Below are 25,621 nucleotides of genomic sequence, written 5' to 3'. Positions count from 1 at the left end.
GTATGGATCAAGAACACTTAACGCCAGCAGAACAAAATCATTTGAAACAAGGTTTTCTTTCTACCGCTGATCAGGGAGAAGCGTCTGAAATGGTGGGGGGAGAAAAAACAAAAATTTTAGAAGAAAATTTCCAAGGGCATCAAGACGGACAGCAACACCAGCAATCATTGCAGGAAAACGCGCGCGCGCAAGAGGTTCAAAAGGCGCTAGGGGTTGATACACCTCCAGATCCGAAAAAAGATTTTATGGGTTATATACAATGGTTGGGAAAAACACTCTACAAACAAGGGGCATTGGTCTCTGAACAACAACCTTCTTCTGCTCCTGAAGCAGAACAGTTGCAGAATTTCTATCAGCAATCCGTTGTTAGCGTGAAACAAAAGCATCATGATTTTGATCAAGCCGCCGATTTTATTTATGATACACGGGCTAAGCAGTTGGCTGCTTATGCTTCGCTCTATCCCGAAATGGCAGATCCAAACGTCGTGGATGTGGTGATTGGCAATGAATTGAAACAAATCTTGCGCGATTGTGCGCAAAAAAATCAAAATCCTGCCGAAGTGATCTACACCATTGCGCAAAAAATTGGCTATACAAATACTTTAAATAACCCGAGTTTTTTAAGTAACACTGGTGTTTCAGGTAATGTTGGTGAAAATTTGCAGGAAAGACAAAATTCTGCACGTACACTTGCGGCCTATAACGGTTTGACTCCAAATGGGCCTCTTTCTGTGGATATGCTCGACAAAATGTCAGAAGCAGAATTTAGTCGTTGGGTTTCTGAGCCCAAAAATAAAGCTGCTTTTAACCGCTTAATGGGCGGTGGAGAAGCTTAAAAAGTAGAAAATAGGTGGTAGGAAAACTCTTCAAAGGGATGTGGTTTGGTGCTTTCAGGGAGAGCTTTTAAAGTGCATGCGCTGGGAGTTTTCGAGGTGGGTTGTGTGGGAAGAGGGGGAAATGCGATGAGGAAATTTCGCAAAGGGGGAGGAAAAGATTTTCAACAAAAATCATACAAAATACGCAACAACTGATCCACCATTCGAAAACCAGAAATGTGGAATGTCAACAACCGGCGCTTTGCCGGTTTTTTTATATCAATAATTTTAAGAGGATAAAATGGCCGTAACTTATATCGGAATCAATGACCCAATGGCAGTGCGCACATGGTCTAAACTGTTGAATCAGGAAGTCTCAAAGGCAATTCCTATTGCACCGTTGATCGGGAATGATTCAAATAGTATCGTTCAATTAAAAGATGAAACTACGAAAGCAAGTGGGGATGCGATTAGCTTTAATTTGCGCGTCCAGCTGCTCGGCGATGGGGTGAGTGAAGGACAGGCAATTGAAGGCAATGAAGAAGCTCTTCAATTTCTCAATGATCGCTTGGCAATTAATGAACTTGTCCATGCAGTGCGTGTTAAAAATGAAGGCACGATTGATCAACAGCGTGTTCTGCATGATTTGCGTACCGAAGCTAAAAATGGCTTGGTTGATTGGTATGCGGATCGCTTGAGTATGATGTTCTTTATTCAAGTTTGTGGCTATACTGCAAAAGCCATTAACTTTGAAGGGCGCACTATTACACTGAAACCTGTCCATTACGGGTTTAATGCGCCAACCGCACCAACCGATAAACGCATTGTGCGCCCCAATGGAAAAACAAAAGATGAAGACTTGAAAGAAAGTGATGTTTTTGATCTCAAGTTGATCGATAAAGCGGTTGAACGTGCTAAGCTTGCAAATCCAAAAATTCGACCAGTGCGGGTCGAGGGGGAAAATGTTTATGTGCTTTATCTGCACCCAACACAGGTCACACAATTGCGAACCAATACAGATGCGGGGCAGTGGCTCGACATTACTAAGGCTATCTATAGTGGAAGCCGTCTCAAAAATCCACTCTATGATGGCTCTTTGGGCATGTATAATGGCGTCGTCTTGCGTGAGGCGGAACATGTTACCGAAGGTGTCGAGTCAGGTTCAACAAACAAAGCGGTGCCAAATGTGCGGCGTGCTGTTCTGCTTGGAGCACAAAGTGCTGTTATTGCTTTTGGAAAAGACCGCGGTGCTACACGCTATAAATTAGTGGAAGAACTGTTCGATTATGAACGGGAATTCGGGGTCGCAGCAAAAACCATTATTGGTATGAAAAAAACCTGCTTCACCGTGCCAGGAAGCACACAAGGGGTGCAGGATTTTGCTACTATCGTGATCCCAACTTATGGAGCGCCTGCTTAAAGCTATTCGTGAAAGCTTGTAAACCCTTCCCCCAACGGAATACTCTGTTTGGGGGAAGACAGGTAAAATGCTGCATATATAAAAGGATTATGACTGCTCATGACCGTTGTTCTTAGTGATCACAATGATGACAATCTCTCGCAATTAGATCATGCTAAAACTTTTGCTTCTATGGTTGCGCTTATTCAAGATGAAATTGACGATACAACAGCTGAATATTCCGTGCAAATTCAAGATTCCATTTTTGCCGCTTCGCGTTTGTGTGAACGGGAACCCTTCTTCTTTAATGAAAGAAGACAAATGCGTTTCAAAACACAAAGTGGAAAAACATGGTATGGTCAAGAAGAGGGAATTTTTCTTGAATCAGAAGAGGCTTTGGAGTGCGTCCTTTTAGGAACAGATGATGTAACACAAACACCCTTGCTTTTTAAATCCTTTGAGGCGTTGCAAAAACAATATGGATTACAACCTGTGCAAGGAACACCCCTCTTTTATACTTTTCTTGATCAAAAAATAGGACTCTTTCCAACACCAAAACAGGTTGAAAGTGTACGTCTTTTTTATGCTCCTGTCCGTTTCGGGGATAAAGGGGTGATGGAAGATGATAATCCTTGGTTGATTTATGCATTTGATCTCATTAAAGCACGTGCAAAATATGAGCTCTACAAAAATATCCTCAAAGATTCTGAATATGCGGCTGTTTCTTTTCGAGACTATCAAGAACAGCTTCAAGCTTTACGAATGGAGACATCGCGCCGAAAAAGCTCTTCAAATATTCTACCAATGCAGTTTTAAAGCGTTTTTTCTCAATCGTTGATTATTGGCACTGGTGGCTGATGTTGGTGGTTGGTGTTGGTGGCATCTTACGCGTGAATGCATCAATGTATTTTTGATTGTTCTCTATTTCTAAGTTTTACGCTCTTGTTACAGAGTCTTTTTTCAAGGGCTCTTGTGGTTAAAAATAAACCTTTGCGATTTGAAACATCACAAAGGCTTTTCAAATATTTTGCTCATGGGGTTTCTCAATGGCTTTTTTCCCAATCGCTGATTATCGGCCCGATGTTGCTGATATTAATGGCATCTTTACCGATGAACTCATCAATGTGCTCCCAGCTGATGGGTCCTATATTCCTATGCCTAGCTTTAAACCCTTGACAGAGCCTTGTCCTGATAAAATTTTAGGGGCTCTTGCTGTGAAAACAAAAAGTGGGGTGTCTATTATTGTTGGAACGAGACAAAAACTCTACCTGCTCGATAATACGACAATGCGGTGGAGAGATATTAGCCAAAAGGGAAAGTCTTATCTCGCAAATGTTGATGCTCCATGGTCTTTCGCTTTGTTTGGGGATTATGTTATTGCTGTTAATGCCAATGATAAGCCTCAAGTGATTGATATTAATCATGATAAAAAATTTAGAGATTTAGGAGGAAATCCACCACAAGCAGGAATTGTTCGTGTGTGGGGCGATTTCGTTTGTCTGATGAAATTGACCCAACATCCAAGACGAGTCCATTGGTCAGGCTTGAACGATGCAGAATGTTGGACCGTTGGAAAAAAAAGCTGCGATTATCAAGACTTTCCCGATGGTGGTTTTGTGCAAGGCGCAACGGAGACAACAAATCCAATCATCTTTATGCGGTCTGCAATCTATGCAGGTTCTTTTATTCCTGGCTCCAAGATTATTTTCAGTTTCCAAAAAATCCACGATAAACGTGGCGCAAAAAACGCTGAATCTATCGTTTGTCGCGGTGATCTTGCTTTCTTTGCTGATGAGGGTGGATTTTATCAAATAACCAATGAGGGACAGATTATACCCATTGGCTTCGAAAAAGTAGATCGAACCATGACGGCAAAATCGAACCAGAATAATCTGTATACTCTGTCTGCTGCTATTGATGGGATATATAATCGCGTTTATTGGATGGTCGATAGCGATGAGAGTACCGATAAATGCATTTTACTCATTTATGATTGGGGATTGCAAAAATGGACAAAAGCTGTGGTGGGGATCAAAACAATTCTGCCCATTTTTTTGGCTGGAATGACTTTAGAAGGACTTGATCGGGTTGCTCAGAACATTGGTGATTTACCCTTTTCTCTTGACAGTAGAGCATGGAAAAATGAATCTCCTATTCTCGGTGCATTTGATCATCAGGGGAGAATGGGTTCGTTTTCTGGTTCCCCTATGGCTTGTGTGGTGACTTCACAGGAAATGGGACAGACAAATGGTGTCATCACCCGAGTGAAAAATATTATGCCTCAGGTAAATAGTGGAGAGTTTTATTTGTCTGTGGGAATGCGCTTTCGGCAATCTCTCGAAGAGGAAACAGTTTGGTTGCCGGAAAAACAACCTTCTCATAATACTGGGCAAATTCATTCTCGCGCAAGAGCGCGGTTTTATCGTTTTAAATTGCGAATTCCAGAAGGGCGCAATTGGTCTCATGTCACTGGGTTCGATGTGGAATTAAAGGCTGCCGGCATACGGTGAAATCTGCCAAGTTATAATGAAGAGAGTGATGCGGTAAGCCTTGCTGCGTTATAGTAAATAAATGGTATGGTAAGCCTGTGTTGTGGGAAGGCTGAAAGTTATCTGAGGGTTCGCTGTGAGATGGCTCAAGAGAAGCAGTAAAAAAGCTGAAAAAACGAAAATCACCATACTGCAACAGGATAGTCAAAATCTTTATTCTGCTTATCTTACACAGCAATGGCCATGGGAAAAAATAGCACCTTATCAAGAGGCTCTCAATGCCGCATTGGAAAAATATGCTCAGCGCTTTCCTGATGATGTTTGTCTGGCAACAATTGCTGAAGAACTGGTAAGAGGACAAGCACAATTGTGGCTGGTTTTAAAAAACAAAACCCAATTTAGTGCCTTTGCTATTACCAAAATTGAAATAACCCATACTGGGAAAAAACGCGTCGTCCTCTCAGATCTTGCCGGAGAGGGAGGGCTGCAATTGGTCAAATTGATCGATAAGGTTGAACAATGGGCGCGGACAATCAATGCTGAGGAAATGCATATGTTTGGAAGATCTGGATGGGCTAAAATGCTTACCCATCACGGATATTCTCGTAATCTTATTCATTATAGAAAGGTTCTCAACCCATGAGTAGAAAAAAAACACCTCAAGTGCAAACAACAACACAAACAAATGCACCACCCGCGTGGGCGGCCGATATCTTTAAACAAGCGAGTTCTCAAGCGCTTGACCTTTATAATAAAGGAATTGGCGGAAATGTTTATCAAGGTGAACGCGTTGCTGGCTTGAGCGATATGACAAAAAATGCGCTCACCGGTTTAAAACAGGCTGCTGGTCAGTATAACAATCCAGCATTAACCCAGTGGTTTAATGCACCAACCCAAAGTGCTTCCAATCTTCTTGGGATGGCTAAGGGAGACTGGATTGGAGGTAATAGTAAATTTAATGCTGCATTGCAAAATGCTTTGAGTAAAACTTCTGATGCTATTAATCAGTCTATGTCTGGAGCAGGCCGCTATGGATCTGGCGCCCATACTGGGGTGCTCGCCGATGAACTTGGTGCATTGGCAACAAATGCTACTGCACAGCAATATAATCAAGATGTGCATAATATGATGAATGCCAATCAGATGATTGACCGTTCCCTGTATGATCAGACGAATGCTGCAAACAGCTACTATCAAGGACAAAGCAATGCGCAGAGCAATGCTTTGAAAGGCGGGGTAATTCAAGATATGAACCGTCAGAATGCTTTGGATGCTGAGCGCCAAAAGTGGTCAGAACAAGATAATCAAGGGTGGAACCGATTAGAACGCTTGTTACAAGTAGGAACGCAATCTGCTGGAAATTACGGAACACAATCAGGAAAGTCCACAACAATACCTTCCGTTACAAAAGATCCCTTGCGCGATGCACAGCAGGTGCTTGGATTGGTGGGAGGAATTTTAGGACTTTGTGATGTCAGAGCCAAAGAAAATATTGTCCCTGTCGGCGAAAAAAATGGCTATCCGCTTTATACCTTTAATTATAAAGGAAATCCGCAACGTTATCGTGGTGTTCTTGCTCAGGAAGTTTTGCGCTTGAATCCTGATGCTGTGTATATCAATGCGAAAACAAAACTCTTGCATGTTGATTATAACAAAATCGGCCTGAAAATGGAAAAAATGAAAATGGAGAAAAAACCAGCACCTGAAAAGAAAATGGCTGCTTTCTTTTCTTCTCTCTTTGCTCGTCTTCGTTTTTTACAAAAAGGATATATTCTATGAGTTCAATTTATGATTGGTCGCTCATTGCATCCGAAAATGCCTATGCCGATGAGATTATAAACTGGGCAGAGGGACAACCTCCAAGTTCAGTCAATGATAGTGCGCGCGCGATGATGCAACGCATTAAAGAATATTTGTTAGATAGTAGTGGAGTGATTGACACGCAGTTTACTGTCGATCAAGAGAGAAATAGAACATCGCTTCGCTTGATTACAAAGTCTTCTTTTGAGGCTTATAGCGATGGGATTGTTGTGCGCTTTAGAGCACAAGGGCAAAATAGGGGAATAACAAATGCCTCTTTAAATCAATTGCTTGCACGTCCTGTTTATATGGTAACCTCCGATGGTATAGTCCCTTTAACAGGTGGAGAAATCCAAAGCGGGGGGCTTTATGAGCTCGTCTATACTCGTGACATTGCCGGAAAAAATGCGGATGGTTGGTTTTTAACAAATCCAACGCAAAGTCCTTTACCTTCTGGCTTTATTGGCACCTTTGCTATGGAAAAAATGCCGGAAGGTTGGCTTTTGTGCGATGGTACGGCTTATTCTCGCAAGATCTATGCAAATCTCTTCGCTGCTCTTGGTGAAACATGGGGTAGAGGAAATGGGTATACAACATTTAATGTTCCCGATTTGCGTGGAATGTTTTTGCGTGGGCTCGATAGTGGACAAGGGGTTGATAAAGGACGTCTCTTGGGAAGTCGGCAAGAAGAGTCTTTTAAAGCACATAGCCATGAAGGGAAAACAGATTTAGCAGGTGAGCATAAGCATACAATTGAAGATTGCCACTACTCTAATGTAAAAGCTTTTGATGGGCCGCATAAGAGTTACTTTGGCACTTTAGGAGATATGAATACGGCCTCTGCAGGGATGCATGAGCATAAAGTCATTTTGAAAAAAACAGGTGGTGATGAAACGCGCCCCGTCAATGTGGCAGTGATTTATGCTGTCAAAACATGAGAATTACAACGCTCACAGAGGTAAAAATTGTTGCGAAAACTCTGACACGAGAAAAAGGCACATGATAAAATGTTATAAAATAGAGCGTACATAAAGCTTGAAGAGAAATCTTTGATTTAAAAAATGTATCCTTGGTTTATTTTATCTCTTTTTCTTCAACGTCCTTGCGCAGAGAAAAGTGAGATGCGTGATCCAGCGTTGGGATGTGTGTTTTTTCATTTCTTTACCATTTTTTGCCATGCCCGTAAGAGAGAAAGCAAAGGCGTTGTCGTTAGTGTTTTTCTCCTGTTTAAGGAGCAATGTTTGGTCTTTGTATCAAAACAAGTGGCTGAGAAGAATGGCACGATAATAAGGCATTTCCTCTTTTGCCAAAAAATGAGGGTATGCAAAAAAACTCCACGGTCTCTATCAGAGATAGGGGTGTATGATAGCGTTAACCTTGTAAAAGGTATGTGGCTGGTAAATTCAAATATCTCTTGAATACTACACTTTTGTTTGTGAGGTCATTTCCTTAAACAGACTCAGATTTCTTCCAGAAAATCGCATGGTAAAAGATCATGACTCGTCAAATGGCGCAAGGTGATTTTGCATTTGTTGCGCTGCCTTCATAATTTGAAAGCAGCGCTTTTCGGGAGATAAAAAAGGCGTTTTTAAGAAGACCCTTTGCTGAAATGTGTGGGAGTTTTTCAATGGGTTTGTGCCTGAGAGGGTGTGCCTGAGAGGATGTGGCTGGGGGAGTGTTCTGGGGTAGTGTGATTTGTGGCTTGTGAATTGTATTTGGGGGCTGGTTTGCACGGTGCAACAATTTATCGGTAAAGGTGCACTGCAACCTACCAATAGGACTGTTTATAACGCATCAAAAAGAGGAATATAATGGCACTTTTTCCATTTTCTATTGCTGATATCGATGATCCTGAACATATCCGTGTAGTGCTTTATGCCAGCGGAAGAATGGGACATGCCCCTTTGAATGCACTGTTGAAACAAACGCATGAAAGTATCACAAAAATCTCGCAGCGCTTAGATGCTTTAGAACAACAATTGAAAAAAACAGATCTTACCAATGGCAAACATAAACAAGATGTTGAAGAAGGGGATAAAAGCAGCATAGCTAATGGTGGAATAAGTACGGACAGTGGTGGAATAAGTGTGGGTAGTGGTGGAATAAGTGCGGGCAGTGGTGGAATAAGTACGGACAGTGGTGGAATAAGTACGGACAGTGGTGGAATAAGTGCGAACAGTGGTGGAATAAGTGCGGGTAGTGGTGGAATAAGTGTGGGCAGTGGTGGAATAAGTGCGGGTAGTGGTGGAATAAGTGTGGGCAGTGGTGGAATAAGTGCGGGCAGTGGTGGAATAAGTGCGGGCAGTGGTGGAATAAGTGCGGGTAGTGGTGGAATAAGTGTGGGCAGTGGTGGAATAAGTACGGATATTGATGCAATGAATAGTGCACTCTCTAATCTTATGCACAGCATAGTTAGTGGCGTGGGATATAGTGCTCCTCACTTTGACGTTTCTAAATTCTATGACGGACCTAGAAAATCTAAAGCTGAAACTTCTTAAAGTTGGTAGCCCAATAAGCCTCACTGTTGGTAGCGTTATGACAATGAGTGGTACAAGTAGCAAAGCTCATCTAAGCATGAAAAGTGGTTATGTTGGACGGCAGATAGACGAAAACTTTATTCTAGGCAAGAAAGACTGTGGAGCATAAAAAAATAAAGAAAACTGCTAAACTGTATCATTCGATATTGGTTCAATCTTCCCAGTTCACATCTTCGATTTGATCTTTGCATACCGTAATGCATTTAAGTTGTTCTAAAAAATGTAAAAATTTCAAAAAAGGATTGGTGTGCAGTAAACAATGAGGGAATGTCTGCTGGCAAGCATATTGTGGTGTTGTCGGTATGGAGTAATTTGTCATAGATAAGCTGGAGTGCTTCTTGTACGGAAAGAAATGACTTGTTACGGCTTTTTAAACCGAACTTCTGTGGTAAAAAATTTGAGCGCAATTTGTGTAAAGTTGTAAAGAGGATTGGGCGGTTTTTAACTGGTGGACAATTTGCTGTGCTTGTGTCTTTTCATGCCTCTGATGGTTTCGAGAGTCATAGTGGGTGGATTTTCATCGCTGTTTATTGAAACGGTTTCAAAACTATAGTTTTTGCCAAAAGCCATGATCACACTTTGACTTCCAAGCAAGACAGCACGGCGTACATTGGCAAGAGCTGTGTTGTTTGTTAAATGGACACCGTTGGTCACATAAGCAGATTCCCGTAAAATAACATTACGATATATACCAAGCGCATTTTCAAAAAGAGGGTGGTTTTGGTTGCGTGATATTCTTTCATTTGCATTTTGAATATCTTTTCACAAACTGAATTCAGTGTTCTTTTGTAATTGTGTGACTTGGGTGGGGTGGAGGTAGAGAACATAGAATTCTCTGTTGTTGATATGTATTGGATGAATTTTGAGGGATGTACCTCTAGCGCGCTGGAAAGCTTGATCGATAAGGTCAAGGTTGAAGTTGTGTTGTTGGGGATCTGTTAAATCTTCATCCTTGAGAACTCCATAAGGGCGTATGATACGTTTACTTGTCGGAGTCGTTGGCTTATTAAATCCGTAATGGATGGGCTTGAGCGTTAAGCTTTGTTCAATAAAGTCTATCCTGTTTGCGGTATAACCACAGACTTGGATGAAAAACATCAAGTTTAGAAGTTCGTTGTATGAATTAATAAGTTGATGTTCAGTTTCTTGAGCATTCTGAACACAGTACTTGTCAGGCGATTGGAGTCAATATCTCAATTTTTCGATTTGCACTTCATCATAAAAGAGTGGTTGTTCGTTTCCTGTCAGTATGTTTCCTGTGGTAACACCTCTGTTTAGCGCTGTGACACGTAAGTTGAAAGAGACAGTGGCTGTAAATTCTTGTGCCGTTTTCTCTTCCACTTGGATGATGCTGTATTGAGATTTATTGCCTAGGAGAGGAGAGATACTGCTCTGGCATTTTTATTTTTTATAGTCATTTCAAAAGTTTCTCTTAAATGGCGTAGAGTGACGAAAATCCGCTTCCATACATCTTTTTGTTTTATATTGGTGGGTTGGAGAATATGGAGATCTTTACTTTTCTTGTTGTGCCATAATGATGGTTCAATGATATCGAAAAGTCTATCATAAAATTGGGATATCGTCCTTCTTTCTTTTATTTTAGTAAAGAGTTCTCGGTGCGAAAAGGGGCATTTATAAAGGATAAGTATTTTTTCTGAGGCTTTTCAGAAGCAAAACAGTAGGAACGTGCTTCGTTTCTGGTTTCTTTGTATTGATTGTAATGGGGAAAAATGTGAAAGGTGACGTGAAATTTTTTCTAGTTTTACGAAAAGCAATAGGGGCACACTAGCGATAGTGGCTCTCTCAAATAGGGGGATGGTATCATGGAAAATGAGGGCGTGTATTGTTTGTTTATTCTGATCAAAAATCCATTCTATTGCTTGTATGACATTTTACATCCATAAACTCTTATGGTAATGCCTCTATAGCTTTTCATGAAGGAAATGAAAAAAGTTTCCAACAAGAGTTTCAAATAACAAAAAGAATAAAACGTTTATAATACAAAGAAAAAAGCGCATTTTGGTATAAGAATATTGTTTTTTTGCGGTTATAACATGTACTATGCGCATTGATGCTTCTATCAATGTTTGCCGTAGAATGCTACCTTCAGGTGTTAAAGGATATAGTCTTTATGGAAAAAAGGATCCGCGCAAGACAAAAAGCTTATTTCAAAAGATTATATCGAAAGATCGCTTTTGTTTTCATGGTGCTCTTTTGTATCGTGGTGTTTTGCGTTGTTGTTGTAAAAATGATCAGTTCTTTTTCTGCTCATAAACAAATAGCACAAAAAGCGCCTGTTGAATTGACGATTCCAGTCTTTGATCACCGCGTATATTGCAAGGAAATTGCTGCTTCAGTTATGCCTGATATGAAAAAGGAAGTCTATCAGCATTGTATTAATGTAGAAAGTGAAGCCTATTTTACCGTTCGTGAAATGTGGGACACGATTTCTGAGCTTACAAAGAAAAAATGTATGAAAATAGTGCGACCGGGGGATGGAAATTATTTTCTTTTAAGGGATTGTTTTATGAGTGAAAAAGAAAAGGAAAAAGAGGGGGGAAAAGGCACGGTCCGCAACCATTTTTAAGTTTTTACTTGGAAGTTTATTTTTACATAGAAACTTAAGAGTATGCGAAATTTGATGAAAAAATATAAAAGCTTATTAGTTTTGTCCATAACTGTTTCTATATTCGCGTCATTTTGACGAACAAAAATCCTCTCATTGTTGAATGAGCACGCGCTTCTCTTTTGAAATTTTTCTTTTTATCCCACGATTTGCAAGACATTACAAAGAGGAAAAGACAAAGACTAAACCTTGTTTGCTTTCTTCATGGATATTGTTCTGAGCGATGAAAAAGGGAGGTAAAATGTATTTTTGACTTTGCTTTAGTGCGCACGAAGAGCATTCATTTTCTTATATTGGAACTTGTGCATTCTTCCTCTGAAGATCGCTTCAATATAAACCATAAAAATACCGTATTGTTCTTGATAAGAAGGGCTGTTTGGGCACTTGTTATAGTACGCGTTAGGTGGCAAGGGAAATATTGTATTTTTTACATTGTTCTGTGTAAGATCCGTGGTTTTAAATTTTTTGTCATCGCTCCATGCGTTTCCGGCAGCTTTCCTTTGCGGCTGCCGGAAGTGGAGTTCTTTTAGAGACTTTTCTGGTGTTAAGCTCTTGAGCTTAGAATGAAGTGCGTTACTTTCTGTCTTCTGCTGAAAAGGGATTAAAGCTCTTATACTTAAAATGAGAAGAGGTTGTGTGTAAAAAGTGAGCCGTGGGGGTGCTAATATCATCGGCAAAAACATCGAGTGTAGGATTTTTATGCTGATTGAATTGTTTGCAATAAAAGCCACATATGTCACACGTTTCAAATAAAATACCTTCGGGAATATTTTCGCTTGTGTGGAGGGAAATGTTCTGCGTTGTTTCACAGAAAGTACATTGGGTGTATGGGGTATTCCATAGAGTGCCGCAATAAAGGCAAGAACAAAATTTTATAGTTTTGTGCGGTTTTACATCCATAATGAGATTGGCAGAATGTGTGCCGCTACAGGCAGGACAGAGGTTGTTTTGTTGTGGGGTTAAGTTTTGTGCATCAAGCTGTGAAGCAGCCAAGGAATACATAATTTGCAATGCGCCGGTGATAAAAATATGTTCTGTTAATTGCTGTGGGGGGAGAATGTGGTTTAAGAGATTGTTTCCCCACAGGCGCCATTGGTCTTTTTGTTGATGTGTCCGTTTTAAAGCTTCTTGTCTTGTTGCTGAGAATCCTTGATTAGAGAATGTTGTGGTTGACAGTCGTTTCAAAAAATCTTCAACAATGCTTTCATAAAAGCCCAAAGTAAGAAGTTTTGAGCGATCAAGAGGGAGCTTTGAAGTGGCGCCAAAGCGACTAAGAGGGATGGCAAAATCTTTAAATTTTTCGGTCGATTGTTGTTGGGCATCACAAAAATGCGCAAAAAAAAGCAGGGCCTCTTTGTTTGCTAGGGTATTGGCTAACTGTGCAAAACGATCACAGCGTTTTGCAAACAAAGTTTCCTGATGAGGCAGTATAATGAAAATCGAAGAACCCATTGTATCATTCTTCTTTATAAACCTTGGATTTTTTTGAGGCGATTCTGAATCTTTTGGCGTACCCAGCATGTTGATCGTTTCTTTCTCAGAAGCTTATCTTTTTTAGTGTTTTTATCTTTGGCTTTTACAGTGCGTTTATTATATTTATTATAAATAAAGGGTTCAATTTATTTATAAAGCTTGTAAAGCTAAACTAGAAATTTGTAGTGTAGTGACTGGATTTTGGCAAGAAGACTGATCTGTTGGTGATCATAAGACTTGAATAATGCTTGTTGTTAATCTATTTATAAAATTAGGGGCTTTTGTAACAGAGTAGTGGATTATCGTTCACAAAGGGGTTGCTTTAGCACAGAAGAAAGGCTATGTTTATAAAGTAGATATGTTTGTGCAGTAACTCGTGGAGGCATGGTGCTTGTGAGTTTGGTGCACAAAGGGGTAGGGAATATCGGCGTTTTTAAAACTTGGTGGTTTTAGAACAAAAAAAAGAGCCGCTATTGTTCTCTGGCAGAAATTGTTTATTTGCTGGGGGTGCTTGGTGCTTATTTTCGTTTTTTGTTTTTCCACAAGATGATTATTTTTTTAGTAAAATATGGTCTATTTAAAAAAAAACACTTGGCATTTTATGTGAACAGCACTAGGTTTCCGCTGGTTAGCAGAAGAGTAGGGAATTTTAGGCTTATGATTTCCCTGATGTTTTTGTGATTTTCAGAAAATATATTCTTTATATCAAATATCGATAGGTATTAAAATATCAGTAGGTATCATTTGAGTAAAATAGAACGCAGATAGCCTGATAACCGTATTTTGAACATGATTAGCGTTATCAGAAGATAATGCAATGAGGACACACACACACTCCAAAAAGGGATAAAGATGAGGCCACAACAAAATAGACGGGTACGCGGTCGCAATAATAATGGTAATAACAATAATAATAATCGTCGCGGCCCTAACCCCTTGTCTCGGAATTATGAAAGTAGCGGTCCGGATGTTAAGATTCGTGGAAATGCTCAGCAAATTGCTGATAAGTACATAAGTCTTGCGCGTGATGCACAAGGTGCTGGCGATCGTGTTATGTCAGAGAATTATCTCCAACATGCCGAGCACTACTTGCGTATTATTCTGGCAGCGGTTGGACAAAACCAATCTGCCAGATGTGATGAAAACCGGGATGAAAATAATGAACAAGAATGCGGTGAAATAAACGCTGAAGGTGAAAAAAAAGGCCCTGTTGCTTATGATACGGATGTACCACAAGCACCATCGCAAAAAAATGGACATGGTCAGCACGCCAAAGCACAAAATGGACATGTGTATGAAGATACATTAGAAGTTCATGCTTTGTCGGATGAGGAAAGCGCTCAAGAGCAGTGCATTGCTGAAGAAAGTGTTGAGCCTGTCAAAAAAACTCGGCGAATTTCACGGCGACGTAATATGCGTGCGCAAGAAGAACCATTCCTTGAAATTTCACATTTTGAACTTTCACGGGCAACGTCTGAAGCTCCTCAGAATGGAGATACATCAACGGAAAAAGTTTCCTCTCTCCCTGCCTTAAATAAGGAGATGCCAAGAAAACCGCGTCGTCGTCGGGTAGTTGTATCTTCGGCAGAGGAAAATGCTTAAAGTAGAGCCTGATGTTTAGTGCTTGTGGGACATGTTGCTAACAACTGGCAATGCGTGGTGCATTTCGAGAAGAAGTATTCCTTGAGTTTCCCTATTTTAAACTTGCTTTTGCATTTTCCATAGGAAACGTCAGAGTTTTTTCAGAAATGAAGACGGGTTGTTGGTAAAAGTTTCTTCTCTGCCTGTATGAGATAAAGAGATGCAGAAAAACCACAGAGGCACTTTGAGTGGACATGGTTTGCAGCAGAGGAAAGTGTTTAAAGCAGAGTAGATATTTAAGTGGGGCAGTATTCTTTTAACGGGGCAAGGGATTCAATGTTTCTTCTGTTGTCTCAACAGAAAGAATGGCGATGAGTGTACCGGTATGATAATTGTAAATCATAAATTTTGTCTGCCCGTCTGGTGTTAAAATTTTCAACATAATATTGTACTCTGAGAGGCTTTGCGACAAAATCTGCGTGTTTTTCGGTAAGGAAAGCATGTGGTGGACAGCTTTTTGATTTGTATTGTGAGAGAAAAAGAGGTCTGTTTGTTTTGGAGTTGGTCCCATTGTTACGGTTTTGTATATGACCGCGAAGAGAACAGCAAGTATAAGAATAAGCGTAATTGAAATGGAAATAATCATGACAAGCATGAGTTTTTTTCTCACGCGTTCTACTGCAGGGTCTAAGGGGGGATCTTGAGGGTGTGCATATTGCTCTGTGCAATGGTCTTTTGAAGGTTGAATTTGCTTATGATCCATTATGCTGGCCTCTTCCATGGATTGTTTCCTTAGAGCTTGATGGGTTTATGCTTTTAAGGTTTTTTATGCAAGAGGTTTATAGAGGGAAGCCCTAGAAAAAGGGATGAGGCAGGGAAATATTTTCTTCGTGAATAGATATCTTATCGTTCCTATTTTGGGTTTTAAGCAGAAAATTGCCTTGGTTGGTCACGTACCAGATTAACTTTACGTCTTGTTGATGTAAGTTTTCCTGTATGCTTGTGCATTGGGCAAAGATTTGTTGCCCATAAGAAGCAAATTTTTTTGTGGAAGGTATCATGGCTTGTTCACATGCTTGCGCTGTTTTGTAGGTTTTAACCATTGTATTGTTAGAATAACAGCTGTTAAAATCATCCGTACAGGAAACCAATAAGAGGATAAAAACCAGGGTATTCATAAAATACTTTCCAAATAAGAGGTTGACAACATAGAGCTTACTTTGCCAGTTCTAGTGGTCTTTTCTTTACGAATAAACGTTTTTAAAGGTTCTAGGTTCCAGCGGGTTAGGTTCCAGCGGGTTAGGTTCCAGCGGGTTAGGTTCCAGCGGGTTAGGTTCCAGCGATTGGTTTATGGAGAAAGTGTCTTTTGACTAGGCTATAATGGTGGTGATGAGAACAACTCTTAGAATGTTTGGTTTTTCATATTACGGCACTCGGCTTTTAAACTGCTTTTTTAAATAAAGATATCAAAATAAGTATCTGGAACCCACAAACAGTAAACAATTCCTGTCTCGGTCAATTTGAAAGAAGCAGAACCATTTACAGAAACGGGAACAATCTTTTCTAGGACAGCACTTCCAAAACAGGCTTTTTGTTCGCTAGAGAGAAGAGTGCCTGCTGCAAAATTTTCATTCCAACTGATGAGGAGTTGCGTTTTTCCATCCATTTTTGTGTGGGTTTCACAGCGTACACATACATTTCCTTTTTCTTGTGATAGGGCACCAAAAGAAAGAGAATTGACAATGAGTTCATGAAAAGCCAAGCCAATATGCAAAGCGGCATTCGGAAAAAGATAAGGATCTACACCTTCAAGTGAAAAACGTTCTGTTTCTTTCATCAAGTAGCCTAAGGCCTGCGTTTGTACCAATTCGCGAAATTGCGCACCACGCCAATCAGAATCGGTGATCAGATCTTGAGAATGGGAAAGAGAATGGAGTCGCCCTTGAAATTTGCGTAAGAAAATTGGCAAAGATTCAGTATAACGTGCCGTTTGGCTGGCAATACTTTGAATGATGGCAAGAAGATTTTTAGAACGGTGGCTGACTTCTCGAAGGAGTATTTTCAGCACTTGCTCACGTCGGCGTAATCCTGAAATATCAACACCCGTGGTGATAATACCGATAATGTCTCCATTATCATTGTGGTGACAATCAATAGAAAATTTGTACCAAATCGCTTGTTTGGCCATATCCTCAAATCGAGCTTCGATGGTTTGCATTTTGCCGGTGGCTAAAACCTGCAATTTAATTGTTTCCATGTTGTCTGCAAGATCAAGGGAAAAAAAATCACTGTCACGACATCCCACCCGCCACTTATTATGTAAATGTTGCGGTAAGTTTTCAGCCCATAAATAGACCAGATTTGTGGCTTGGTATAAAACACAAATATCAGCTCCTCTGATTGCTTGCATGAGAGCGCTTAGATGCGATTTATCCATGGGAGGCTTTGGAAAGTGCGTAACGATCATGATTTTGATGTTAATCTGTTCTAGGCCGCTTTCGAAGCATTCTCTTGAAAAAATAAAGCTTGAGAAATAAGCGCTTTTACCATATCAGGATTAAAGGGTTTCGTGACTAAAAAAGTTGGCTCGGGACGTTCTCCGGTCAGTAATCTTTCAGGAAAAGCAGTGATAAAGATCACCGGTATATGGTCATTTTGTAAAATGTCATTGACCGCATCAATACCGGAACTGTTATCGGCCAATTGAATGTCAGCTAAAATCAACCGTGGTTTTTTCTTATGATACATGATGATAGCTTCATCACGTGTTCGTGCTATTCCTACTACCTGATGGCCAAGACTTTCTACCATTTGCTCAATATCCAGCGCAATAAGAGGCTCATCTTCAATAATCATCACTTCAGTGGCTATTTGTTGAGAAATATCCGTAGATGCTTGGTTGAGAAGTTTGCGGAACTCTTTCGCATCAAGATCCATGATTTCACTGGCTTCTTGTTCGTTAAAGCCTTCAACGGCAATCAACAAAAATGCTTGGCGTGCACGCGGTGTCAAATACGATAATTTGGCACTGGCTTTTTGTTCAAGACCAAATTGTGGCAGTGGTTCTGGTATGTTCGGCGTGGTTTGGTCAAAAAGGTGGCAAAAGAGCCAATAGGTACCAATGCGATCACTGGATTTTTTGGGAAAAATAGAAATATCAGCAATCAGTGCTTCTAACATCGCTGAAACATAAGTATCACCAGAAGATTGGCTGCCTGTGACAGAGCGGGCAAAACGCCGCAGATAGGGAAGATGTGGTGCGATACGTGTGGATAATGACATGGTTTATAACTCCTTTGACCTTTGAAGCACTCTTTGTTGGCTGAAATCTTTGAGAGATGAAAAAGTTCCTCTCTTCGTATGGAACTTTTTACATATAACTATATTTACAACCATAAGGCGAAAATTTTTATAAGCACTACTGATAGTATATGGATTAGGGGGGGGAAAAATGAACGACCATGATGAAAAAAATCTTATCAATCATTTTACGTTTGGAGATGACCTCCTTGGGGCCAATAGCGAAATAGCGCGAAAATTACGCCAGTTTTATCTGGAGATTCAGGAGGAAGCGCTCCCAAAGCGTTTGTTGGAGCTTTTAGATCGGTTAGAGCGCGCAGAGCAATTTGGTTTAAACAATGTGGAAAAGGTTTGAATCCTTTATGACAAAGGGCGTAAAAAACTTTAAACAGGAACTTCTGCTGGTGCTACCGGCTCTTAGGGCTTTTGCTGTTTCTTTAAGTGGCAAGCATGATAAAGCTGAGGACTTGGTCCAAGATACTGTTATGAAAGCATGGGCAAAGCAGGACAGTTTTGAAATGGGAACCAATCTCAAAGCGTGGCTTTTTACGATTTTGCGCAATGAATTTTACAGCCAAATGCGCAAAAAGGGAAGAGAAGTTCAAGATAGCGATGGTGTGTTTACCCAAAATGTGGCCGTTCATCCTGCGCAATATGGATCACTTGATTTGCAAGATTTCAAAAAAGCCTTAAATATGCTTTCCGCTGACCAAAGAGAAGCCATTATTCTCATTGGGGCATCCGGTTTTTCTTATGAAGATGCTGCTGCTATTTGTCAGTGTGCTGTTGGTACAATTAAAAGCCGTGTGAGTAGAGCGCGTAACCGCTTACAGGAACTTCTCAAGGTGAATGGTGAATCTGATTATGGACCAGATTCTTATTCGGCTGGAAGTACATTGTGTTCATTTAACGGTTAAAAAAAGTATAATAATTATAGTTGACAGCCTTGTTTTTTTTATTCCCGTTATAGCTATTAAAGTAAAGTCAGTATCTGAGGAAATTCAGAGTGTTTGGCGTGTAACCTTAGGGAAAATAAAGGAAGCTTGTGTGGAAATCTCTCTCGGGCTTTATGTCTTAAGATCCATAAGGTAAGCCTTCCTTTGTGCTGAAAAATGACAATTTTCAGGTTTGCTGATGGAAATTTTATGACAACAAAGATAAAGCTGCTTCCTCAAAGTTTTTCTGCTGATTCAGCCATATCAAGCTGGCGTTGGGTGGCCATTGTTGTTTCTCTTGTTATGGCGCTTTTGGCATCGGCTTTTATTATGCTGCTCTCTAATGCCGTGGATCGGGAAGTTGCTCAGTTGAATACCAGTTCAGAATTGCGCGAACAGGCTGATTTGGTGCTCATTGGTTTGATTGATATGGCTGTTGCTGACCGTAATTATGCAAAAACCCGAAAGGTGGAAGATAAAGTACATTTTGAAAATGTTGCACGGGAGCTTGATGATATTCTCGATTATACGGCGCTTATTGTTTATGCACATCCGCAATGGTATGAATGGTTTACGGCTTTTAAAAAGGAAGTCGAAGCACGCAAAGCTTTTCTGACTGCTCATATGCATGCTCTTGATACGCTTCCTGATCAATCTTCTCAACCTTCTGCGCCCGCTGATAGCCACAAGATTGAAGTGGCGCGTTTAGCCCAATTGATGACAAGTTTTATTAATGGTGATGATGTGGTACGGCAAAAACAGCGCGAGGGTATAGCGTTTATGCGTGCTGCTTTAACATTGGCAGCGATTGTTTCTGTCGTGAGTACTTTTATTTCTGCCTATTTTGTCATTAACCGTTTTAACCGCGATATACGCTCCTTAAAAATGTATCAATTGCTGCTTCATAGTGAAAATGCTGCCCTAGAAGCACGTGTGAAAGAACGGACACAAGAATTGGAAGGAGCACGCAATCATGCCGAAAAAGAACGGCAACGTGTTGAAATGTTGTTACAGGATGCAAGCCATCGTATTGGCAATTCTCTTGGTACGGTGTCTTCTTTGCTTAGTTTGCAATTAAATCGGAGCCAAAATGAAGAAGTGCGTTCTGTTCTTGGTGCCGCACGCGACCGTATCCAAACAATCTCCACCGCGCATCGGCGTTTGCGCTTATGTGATGATATGGAGACAACTTTATTGGCAGAGTTCCTCAGTTCTGTCGTGCATGATGTCGAATTGGCGGTTCCTTTTGAATTGCGCGAAAATATCACCATTCACACGAACTTTAAAGATTGTCGCTTGTCTTCAAGAGATGCCACAACGCTTGGAATTATTCTTGGTGAATTGCTGACAAATTCCTTAAAACATGCTTTTCCTGATCATCGTTCTGGTCATATTTATATCTCCTTTGGCCCCGAGCAAGATGGACAATTGATGCTCATTGTGGAAGATGATGGTGTGGGTATGAAAAACCAAACTCCAAAACAAAAGGCAGGTCTTGGACATTTGGTTGTTGAACAGCTTTGTATGCAATTTGGTGAAAAACCCCTTTTTGAAACATCTTCTTTGGGGGGCACAAGGATTGTGATTCCTTTGCCAAAACTCAACACAAATGGCCCGAAAGACGCACCGTTTATCTCGTAAAGGTGATCTTAAAATTCCCTTTTGTTTGTTAAAATTGAAAGCAAATAACGCCTTTATAAATTACTACAATTCTTTGAGAGGAATACTTTGGCTCCATTTTGCCCTAAATCTTTGATTAAAATTGGTTTCCCTGTTCTTCCATTATAAGCTCTCACGTGAATGTTTTTTCCTTGCACGTCGACGAGATAGTAGTTTCCTCTAAAAAGTGGTCCTGCTGTGTATACAGGGATATTTCCGAAGACTTTATCATTCTGTGTGCGACAAGAGTTCTGATAATGGGTGTGTCCAGCAAAGATTGCTTTTACATTGTGGCGTGTAATGATTGATTTAAATGCAGCAAGATCTCGCGCATTTTTGGGATGCAGAAAGTGTGAATCATTATCTTTCAAATAGGGACGCGCATCGTGAAAGTTGAGAATTGTAATTTTTCCTCTTTTATCAGCAGCAGCTAAATCTTTTTTCAACCAATTCAGGGCTTTCGTTATTTTCACTTTCGTGAGACTATCAGATAAATGAGCAGTATAAGTTGGGTAATTTTGCAGTTGTACATAGTGAATATCTCCATAATCCCATGAGTAACTTAAACTCCCTGTTACTATATCATGCGCTGTTTCAAAGCGAATGAGCCGACGAAAAGCCACATGTTTATTGAATTCAGGTAAAGAACTGCTGTATTTATCTATTTCTTGGAGCATTCTTTTAACGGCACTTATTGCACATGCATCCTTTGAAAGATTTGATATTGGGATTGTACAATCACGAATATTATTATAATAATCATGATTGCCTAGTCCTTCATATACAGTATAAACGATGTTTTTATAGATATCCGCGTAGTCTTGATAGGTTTTGGGTCGACCAAACTCAGTTAAGTCACCGTTGATAATATAAAATGCTGCTGCATGTGATTCTATAACATTTGCAACTTTTTTATTTACTTTTATCCATGGTTCTCTGTTGCTATTCGCGTTGGGATCACCAGTATCCAAGCGCCACGGTTGCGGATCAGCTGCTATGACAACAGTATAATTTTTGGGAGTCTTTCTTTTTACGTACCAGATTGTTCTAGCATTATCCCCTACACCCTCCATTCGTTCAAAATAATAATTTTTGTTGCTTGAGGTAACGGAATATTCATTGGCACCACTGTATGGATTATACCATCGGAATTTTAAAAGAGTTCCATCGTCTTGTACTCTGTATTGAACCCACCCACCAGATCCAAAAAGCCAAGCATGAGATGTTGTTGCTGCTTTTCCTACCGAGCCAGACGCAATCATAGTCGAAGGCCCTGCATTTCCCCAGTACGCACCTGTTTTCCATTTGCCACGCTCTATACCTTTACCAATTAATACCATAGAAGTAGGCGGATTGGTAAGTTCATTAACGATGTACACATCTGTTGAACGATCATCAAACGCACTTCGTTGAGGTTTAGGTAATTTTTCAATGAAGTTTCGTCTTGTTTCATGTGTCACAGAAAGACTTTGAGCGTGAGAAAAATAAGGCTTTATACAAACCAAGATGCTACAAAAAATTTCTACTGTCTTATACTTGTATTGCATAAACATCTTATCCAAAACTAAAACAATTCCCAAAAAATATTTGACAGGTGTGATGCTATGAAAGGCATTAAAATTAATTTTTTCATGGATTGTGCTTTAAACTATGGGTGAAGAGTCCAGGAACAAAACTTTATGACCTTTTTGTGATGCATCTTAAAACAGTCGTCAATCAATGGTAGATTTCGACATCAATCATGAGGTTTTTATAAAGCTTGAGAGAATGCGATAAGCTTTAACATCTATACTTCCCCTTGCCATTTTGCTGAGAGAATAGTCTCTTTTGTAGAATGTCTAAGCACTGTATACAGGGTTGTTTTTGAAGAGTTTTTCATTCGGTTCCGAGCCAGAGGGACACTTAATGTTCATTGTAGATGTAGGGGTGAAAAGCCAAACTTTAAAGCAAAAAGCAGGTCTTAGCCGTTTGGTCATTAAATAGCTTTGTATACAGTTTGATGAGAAGCTCTTTTTTGAATCTGTGGTTTTGAGGGGCACAAAGATTGTAATTCTTTTGCTCAAACTTCGTATGAATAGGGCAAAAGAAATAGCGTTGACCTTGTAAAGGTGACTTTAAGATTCCTCTTTGTTTGTTAAGGTTGAAAGGAAAAAATGCCTTTATAAATTCTACAACCTTCAAAGAACTCTGTGTTGGTACCTATTATATCCAAATCCTCGATCAAAATGGGTTTGCTTGTTCTTCCATTATAAGTTTTAACACGGATATTTTTTCTCTGTACATTGATAAGGTTGGAAAAGGGGAAGCAATGCAAGAAGCAAGAAAGAAGATTGCATAGAGAATGATGGGATTTACAAGGTTTGAGAGAATGCATTAAAGGGAAAGAAATTCTCTCTTTCTGCTTGGCTCTCTTAGCTTTTTCAAATTGTTCTATTGTTTGCGAATTTGAAAGGGGAAGAGAGTGCCTATTTTGCGGGCATCGCTACGCTGTTTTGAGGCAGTATGCGTTGGAGAGAGCTTTAAGACTGGGATACCTTGAGAAGAGTTCATTTTGAAGGGGTCCCTTAAGAAGTATCTTCTGAAGGTTTTGTTGGGTTGTCTAACAGAGAATCAATATTGTTTTTTTCTTGCAGGAATGCTTGTAAATCTTGATTGGTTAAAGCTTTACTATCAGGTATACGAATGCGCATAGGATCAACTTTTACACCATTGACAATGATTTCAAAATGACAATGCGGACCGGTTGCCATTCCTGTTGTTCCAACATAGCCAATAACTTGTCCTTGACGTACTTTAGCACCTAGTTTGATGTCTGGTGCATAGCGGCTCTGGTGTGAATAACTGCTGATATATCCATTGCTGTGTTGAATTTCTGTATGGTTTCCATAGCCGCCTGTTACGCCAATTCTTGTGACAATACCATCTCCTACAGCAATAATAGGCGAGCCTTTTGGTGCAACCCAATCAACGCCTGTATGCATGCGAACATAGCCTAAAATAGGATGTCTGCGTGGTCCAAAGGGGGAACCAAAAATGCCATTTGGAGTGGGTTTGCGGAGCAAGAAAGGTTTAGAGCTTTTTCCTTCTGAATCATAATAATCGACGCTTCCGTCTTTTGATTGATAACGGTAATATTTATACGTTGTATTACCGAAGGTAGCGCTGATATAACGAATTTCTGGATCTACATTGGTGGGTAGACTTTTTGTTTTCTTGTTCTTTTTGCCGTTTTGGGTTTCTTTATCGTTTTGCTGTGGCACGGCATAAAATATTTCAAGCTGATCTGTTGGTGTTATTCGGCTTTTCATATCAATGTTGGTGGCTAGCAAACGAATGAGACGTTGAGAGAGAGATTGTGACATATTATGGCTGAGCAGAGAATTATAGAGCGCGTCATAAGCTGTGGGTAATTGTGCTGTATTGATATAAGAATGCGGAATACCATTCTGAAAAGCCGTTTTAAGCACATGGGACATTTGAGGTTCTGTACTTTCAACAAATTGCCCTTTGTCATTCAGAGCAATGGTGAGAACATGATACATCCCTTGATAAATGCTTGCCCGCACTAGATGATCTTCTTCTCCAGCTTGTGTAATAATACCAATGCGTAAAAGGCTTCCCTCTTTAAGTGTGTCCGAATGGTTAAACTTCACTAAATTGCTTACAACCTGTTCAATTTGCTCCTTTGTGTAGTTTGTCTCTTTGAAAACATCGGCTATCTTTTGTTTTTTATGAATGGGAATAATATCTTCAGCATAGTTTTTCGTGAGATCAATGCGATGATTTTGAGGGGAAACGGTTACATTTTCTTGAACGATACGGACTTCAGGGGTATCTGTAAATTGGGAGGATGAGGATAAGTCTTCTAATTTTAAAGGGTCAATAAGAGTGAGGATTGAAAGGAGTTCGTTGGTTTTTTCCAAAGAAAATCCAGCTTTTTTTAATTCTTGTTGCACTTCACCATCTGTTAGGGTATCTGCGCCATCAAAGTCTTCTTGGTCAATGATAAAATTACGGTTTCGTAAGATTATTTTTGTTTCTACCTTCGCTCCATAAATATGTCCGGAATCTTGTAGTTTGACAGTTGAAATTTTCGAATCACTGGCAAACATGCTTAAAGAATCAAATTTAGGATAAGTATATCGCTGGGGGCGATCTTCGGCTAAAGCCATGCGAATCCATTCGAAGTGCTGTGTCTGAATGACCTTTTCATCACCCTTTTTTTGTAGAATTGATAATTCAAATTGACGCTTACTGTCAAAACTTTGCCGTGCATGCGTGGGAGAAATACGATCACCTTTATATCCATTGGCATCAGGGTCTTGTGCTTGTAAGAGGTTTTCTGGTGTAAACCATTGTGGAGGTGTTACCAATCGTTGCTGTTCATCGAGAGCAGCAAAAAGTGCAATGCCCATAAGAATGCAGGAAGTGATTCCTGTGAGAACTGTTCCTGTAAGCCAACGGATAGAAACCTGCCTGCGAGCTGGCAGCAAGCGTTTGACTACAAGAGCGGGCTCCTGCCCAGGATCATTTTTCTGTTGTTCGTTATCCCACATGAATTCTTAGAGTACTTTTCAAAATTAAATAATAAGGGGCTAACATAGCTTCGTGTGTTTCTACAAGAATTTGATTCTTTTTATAAACTTTATAAACAAAGCAAACTCTTCAGCGTTGACTTTTCTTTATCATAATAGCGAAGAAAGTCAGAAGAGCAATAACAGTGCTGGAGAGGATAGATCCATACAACACACGAACCTGCACTCTATGGCCGGATTTGCTCTCTTTAGAGGTGCCATTTTTAAAGAATATTTTCCGAAAAAACATTTTAACACTCTATTTAAATATCGTGGAATTTGTATTATTTATTTTCTATATTTTTTAAAAATGATATTGACTCTTTATGGGAAAGAGGTCTATATAGCGAGGAGTAACGAGGGCAGTTTCTGCTTGCGATGGTTGGTTTTGTCCTTGTATTTGAATTAAGATTTACCATATACGCAGCGATTG

At 40.0% G+C, this 25,621-nt stretch carries 21 protein-coding genes and 1 pseudogene; 13 read left to right on the top strand and 9 right to left on the bottom strand.

Annotation, left to right across the window (positions count from 1 at the left end; translation table 11 throughout):
* Positions 1-2: 2 nt before the first annotated feature.
* From J7R13_RS00110 to J7R13_RS09465, 8 genes are all read left to right on the top strand, one after another.
* Positions 3-836: a hypothetical protein gene (locus J7R13_RS00110; protein ID WP_208436933.1), complete on the top strand. Its 834-nt coding sequence runs from the start codon at positions 3-5 to the stop codon at positions 834-836.
* Positions 837-1,116: 280 nt separating this feature from the next.
* Positions 1,117-2,235, top strand: coding sequence for a N4-gp56 family major capsid protein (locus J7R13_RS00105; protein WP_208436932.1), 1,119 nt, complete (start codon positions 1,117-1,119; stop codon positions 2,233-2,235).
* Between the two features lie 99 nt (positions 2,236-2,334).
* Positions 2,335-3,030, top strand: a complete 696-nt coding sequence (locus J7R13_RS00100; RefSeq protein WP_208436931.1) for a phage adaptor protein — start codon at positions 2,335-2,337, stop codon at positions 3,028-3,030.
* A 230-nt stretch (positions 3,031-3,260) separates the two neighbouring features.
* Positions 3,261-4,724, top strand: a complete 1,464-nt coding sequence (locus tag J7R13_RS00095) for a hypothetical protein (RefSeq protein ID WP_208436930.1) — start codon at positions 3,261-3,263, stop codon at positions 4,722-4,724.
* Between the two features lie 166 nt (positions 4,725-4,890).
* Positions 4,891-5,346 carry a hypothetical protein gene (locus tag J7R13_RS00090; protein WP_425523222.1) on the top strand — a complete coding sequence of 152 codons (456 nt, stop codon included), beginning with the start codon at positions 4,891-4,893 and terminating at the stop codon, positions 5,344-5,346.
* Positions 5,343-6,482, top strand: a complete 1,140-nt coding sequence (locus J7R13_RS00085; protein ID WP_208436929.1) for a tail fiber domain-containing protein — start codon at positions 5,343-5,345, stop codon at positions 6,480-6,482. The genes J7R13_RS00090 and J7R13_RS00085 overlap by 4 nt, the downstream gene beginning before the upstream one ends.
* Complete coding sequence (locus tag J7R13_RS00080) at positions 6,479-7,441, top strand: phage tail protein (protein ID WP_208436928.1); 963 nt, start codon at positions 6,479-6,481, stop codon at positions 7,439-7,441. Before J7R13_RS00085 ends, J7R13_RS00080 begins: the two co-directional genes overlap by 4 nt.
* An 873-nt stretch (positions 7,442-8,314) precedes the next feature.
* Positions 8,315-9,001, top strand: coding sequence for a hypothetical protein (locus tag J7R13_RS09465; RefSeq protein ID WP_246786236.1), 687 nt, complete (start codon positions 8,315-8,317; stop codon positions 8,999-9,001).
* Positions 9,002-9,481: 480 nt separating this feature from the next.
* Here the strand turns inward: J7R13_RS09465 and J7R13_RS09895 are convergent, their stop codons facing one another.
* Positions 9,482-9,796: a phage capsid family protein gene (locus J7R13_RS09895; protein ID WP_208437259.1), complete on the bottom strand. Its 315-nt coding sequence runs from the start codon at positions 9,794-9,796 to the stop codon at positions 9,482-9,484.
* A 429-nt stretch (positions 9,797-10,225) separates the two neighbouring features.
* The gene (locus J7R13_RS00060; protein WP_208436926.1) at positions 10,226-10,381 is read right to left on the bottom strand and encodes a hypothetical protein; all 156 of its coding nucleotides are present in this window, start codon (positions 10,379-10,381) and stop codon (positions 10,226-10,228) included.
* 790 nt (positions 10,382-11,171) lie between these two features.
* Between J7R13_RS00060 and J7R13_RS00055 the strand changes: the two genes are divergently transcribed.
* Positions 11,172-11,627 carry a hypothetical protein gene (locus tag J7R13_RS00055; protein ID WP_208436925.1) on the top strand — a complete coding sequence of 152 codons (456 nt, stop codon included), beginning with the start codon at positions 11,172-11,174 and terminating at the stop codon, positions 11,625-11,627.
* Positions 11,628-12,239: 612 nt separating this feature from the next.
* Here the strand turns inward: J7R13_RS00055 and fdhE are convergent.
* Positions 12,240-13,118 (bottom strand): formate dehydrogenase accessory protein FdhE, encoded by an 879-nt coding sequence (gene fdhE / locus J7R13_RS00050; protein ID WP_208436924.1) that lies wholly within the window; start codon positions 13,116-13,118, stop codon positions 12,240-12,242.
* A gap of 873 nt (positions 13,119-13,991) precedes the next feature.
* Between fdhE and J7R13_RS00045 the strand changes: the two genes are divergently transcribed.
* Positions 13,992-14,741 (top strand): DUF4167 domain-containing protein, encoded by a 750-nt coding sequence (locus J7R13_RS00045; protein WP_208436923.1) that lies wholly within the window; start codon positions 13,992-13,994, stop codon positions 14,739-14,741.
* Between the two features lie 295 nt (positions 14,742-15,036).
* Here the strand turns inward: J7R13_RS00045 and J7R13_RS00040 are convergent, their stop codons facing one another.
* The 4 genes and pseudogenes from J7R13_RS00040 to J7R13_RS00030 form a co-directional block, all read right to left on the bottom strand.
* Positions 15,037-15,501 carry a hypothetical protein gene (locus J7R13_RS00040; protein WP_246786235.1) on the bottom strand — a complete coding sequence of 155 codons (465 nt, stop codon included), beginning with the start codon at positions 15,499-15,501 and terminating at the stop codon, positions 15,037-15,039.
* Between the two features lie 35 nt (positions 15,502-15,536).
* Positions 15,537-15,898, bottom strand: a pseudogene (locus J7R13_RS09455) (hypothetical protein).
* A gap of 275 nt (positions 15,899-16,173) precedes the next feature.
* Positions 16,174-17,187: a sensor histidine kinase gene (locus J7R13_RS00035; RefSeq protein ID WP_208436922.1), complete on the bottom strand. Its 1,014-nt coding sequence runs from the start codon at positions 17,185-17,187 to the stop codon at positions 16,174-16,176.
* A gap of 20 nt (positions 17,188-17,207) precedes the next feature.
* Positions 17,208-18,002: a response regulator gene (locus tag J7R13_RS00030; RefSeq protein WP_208436921.1), complete on the bottom strand. Its 795-nt coding sequence runs from the start codon at positions 18,000-18,002 to the stop codon at positions 17,208-17,210.
* Positions 18,003-18,171: 169 nt separating this feature from the next.
* Here J7R13_RS00030 and J7R13_RS00025 point away from each other — a divergent pair, with 169 nt between their 5' ends.
* From J7R13_RS00025 to J7R13_RS00015, 3 genes are all read left to right on the top strand, one after another.
* The gene (locus tag J7R13_RS00025) at positions 18,172-18,375 is read left to right on the top strand and encodes a NepR family anti-sigma factor (RefSeq protein ID WP_208436920.1); all 204 of its coding nucleotides are present in this window, start codon (positions 18,172-18,174) and stop codon (positions 18,373-18,375) included.
* 7 nt (positions 18,376-18,382) lie between these two features.
* A complete protein-coding gene (locus tag J7R13_RS00020) occupies positions 18,383-18,937 on the top strand; it encodes an RNA polymerase sigma factor (protein WP_208436919.1) in 555 nt (184 codons plus the stop codon).
* A gap of 228 nt (positions 18,938-19,165) precedes the next feature.
* The gene (locus J7R13_RS00015; RefSeq protein WP_208436918.1) at positions 19,166-20,596 is read left to right on the top strand and encodes a sensor histidine kinase; all 1,431 of its coding nucleotides are present in this window, start codon (positions 19,166-19,168) and stop codon (positions 20,594-20,596) included.
* Positions 20,597-20,649: 53 nt separating this feature from the next.
* On the opposite strand, the gene J7R13_RS00010 is transcribed toward J7R13_RS00015, so the two are convergent.
* Together J7R13_RS00010 and J7R13_RS00005 are read right to left on the bottom strand one after the other, a co-directional pair.
* Positions 20,650-22,161 (bottom strand): metallophosphoesterase, encoded by a 1,512-nt coding sequence (locus tag J7R13_RS00010; RefSeq protein WP_208436917.1) that lies wholly within the window; start codon positions 22,159-22,161, stop codon positions 20,650-20,652.
* 1,017 nt (positions 22,162-23,178) lie between these two features.
* On the bottom strand, positions 23,179-25,170 hold the full coding sequence (locus tag J7R13_RS00005; protein WP_208436916.1) for a M23 family metallopeptidase: 1,992 nt from the start codon (positions 25,168-25,170) through the stop codon (positions 23,179-23,181).
* Between the last annotated feature and the right edge of the window lie 451 nt (positions 25,171-25,621).

The organism is Bartonella taylorii 8TBB, from assembly GCF_902825155.1.
Classification (GTDB): Bacteria; Pseudomonadota; Alphaproteobacteria; order Rhizobiales; family Rhizobiaceae; genus Bartonella; species Bartonella taylorii_A.
This window is presented reverse-complemented; position numbering and strand designations above follow the sequence as displayed.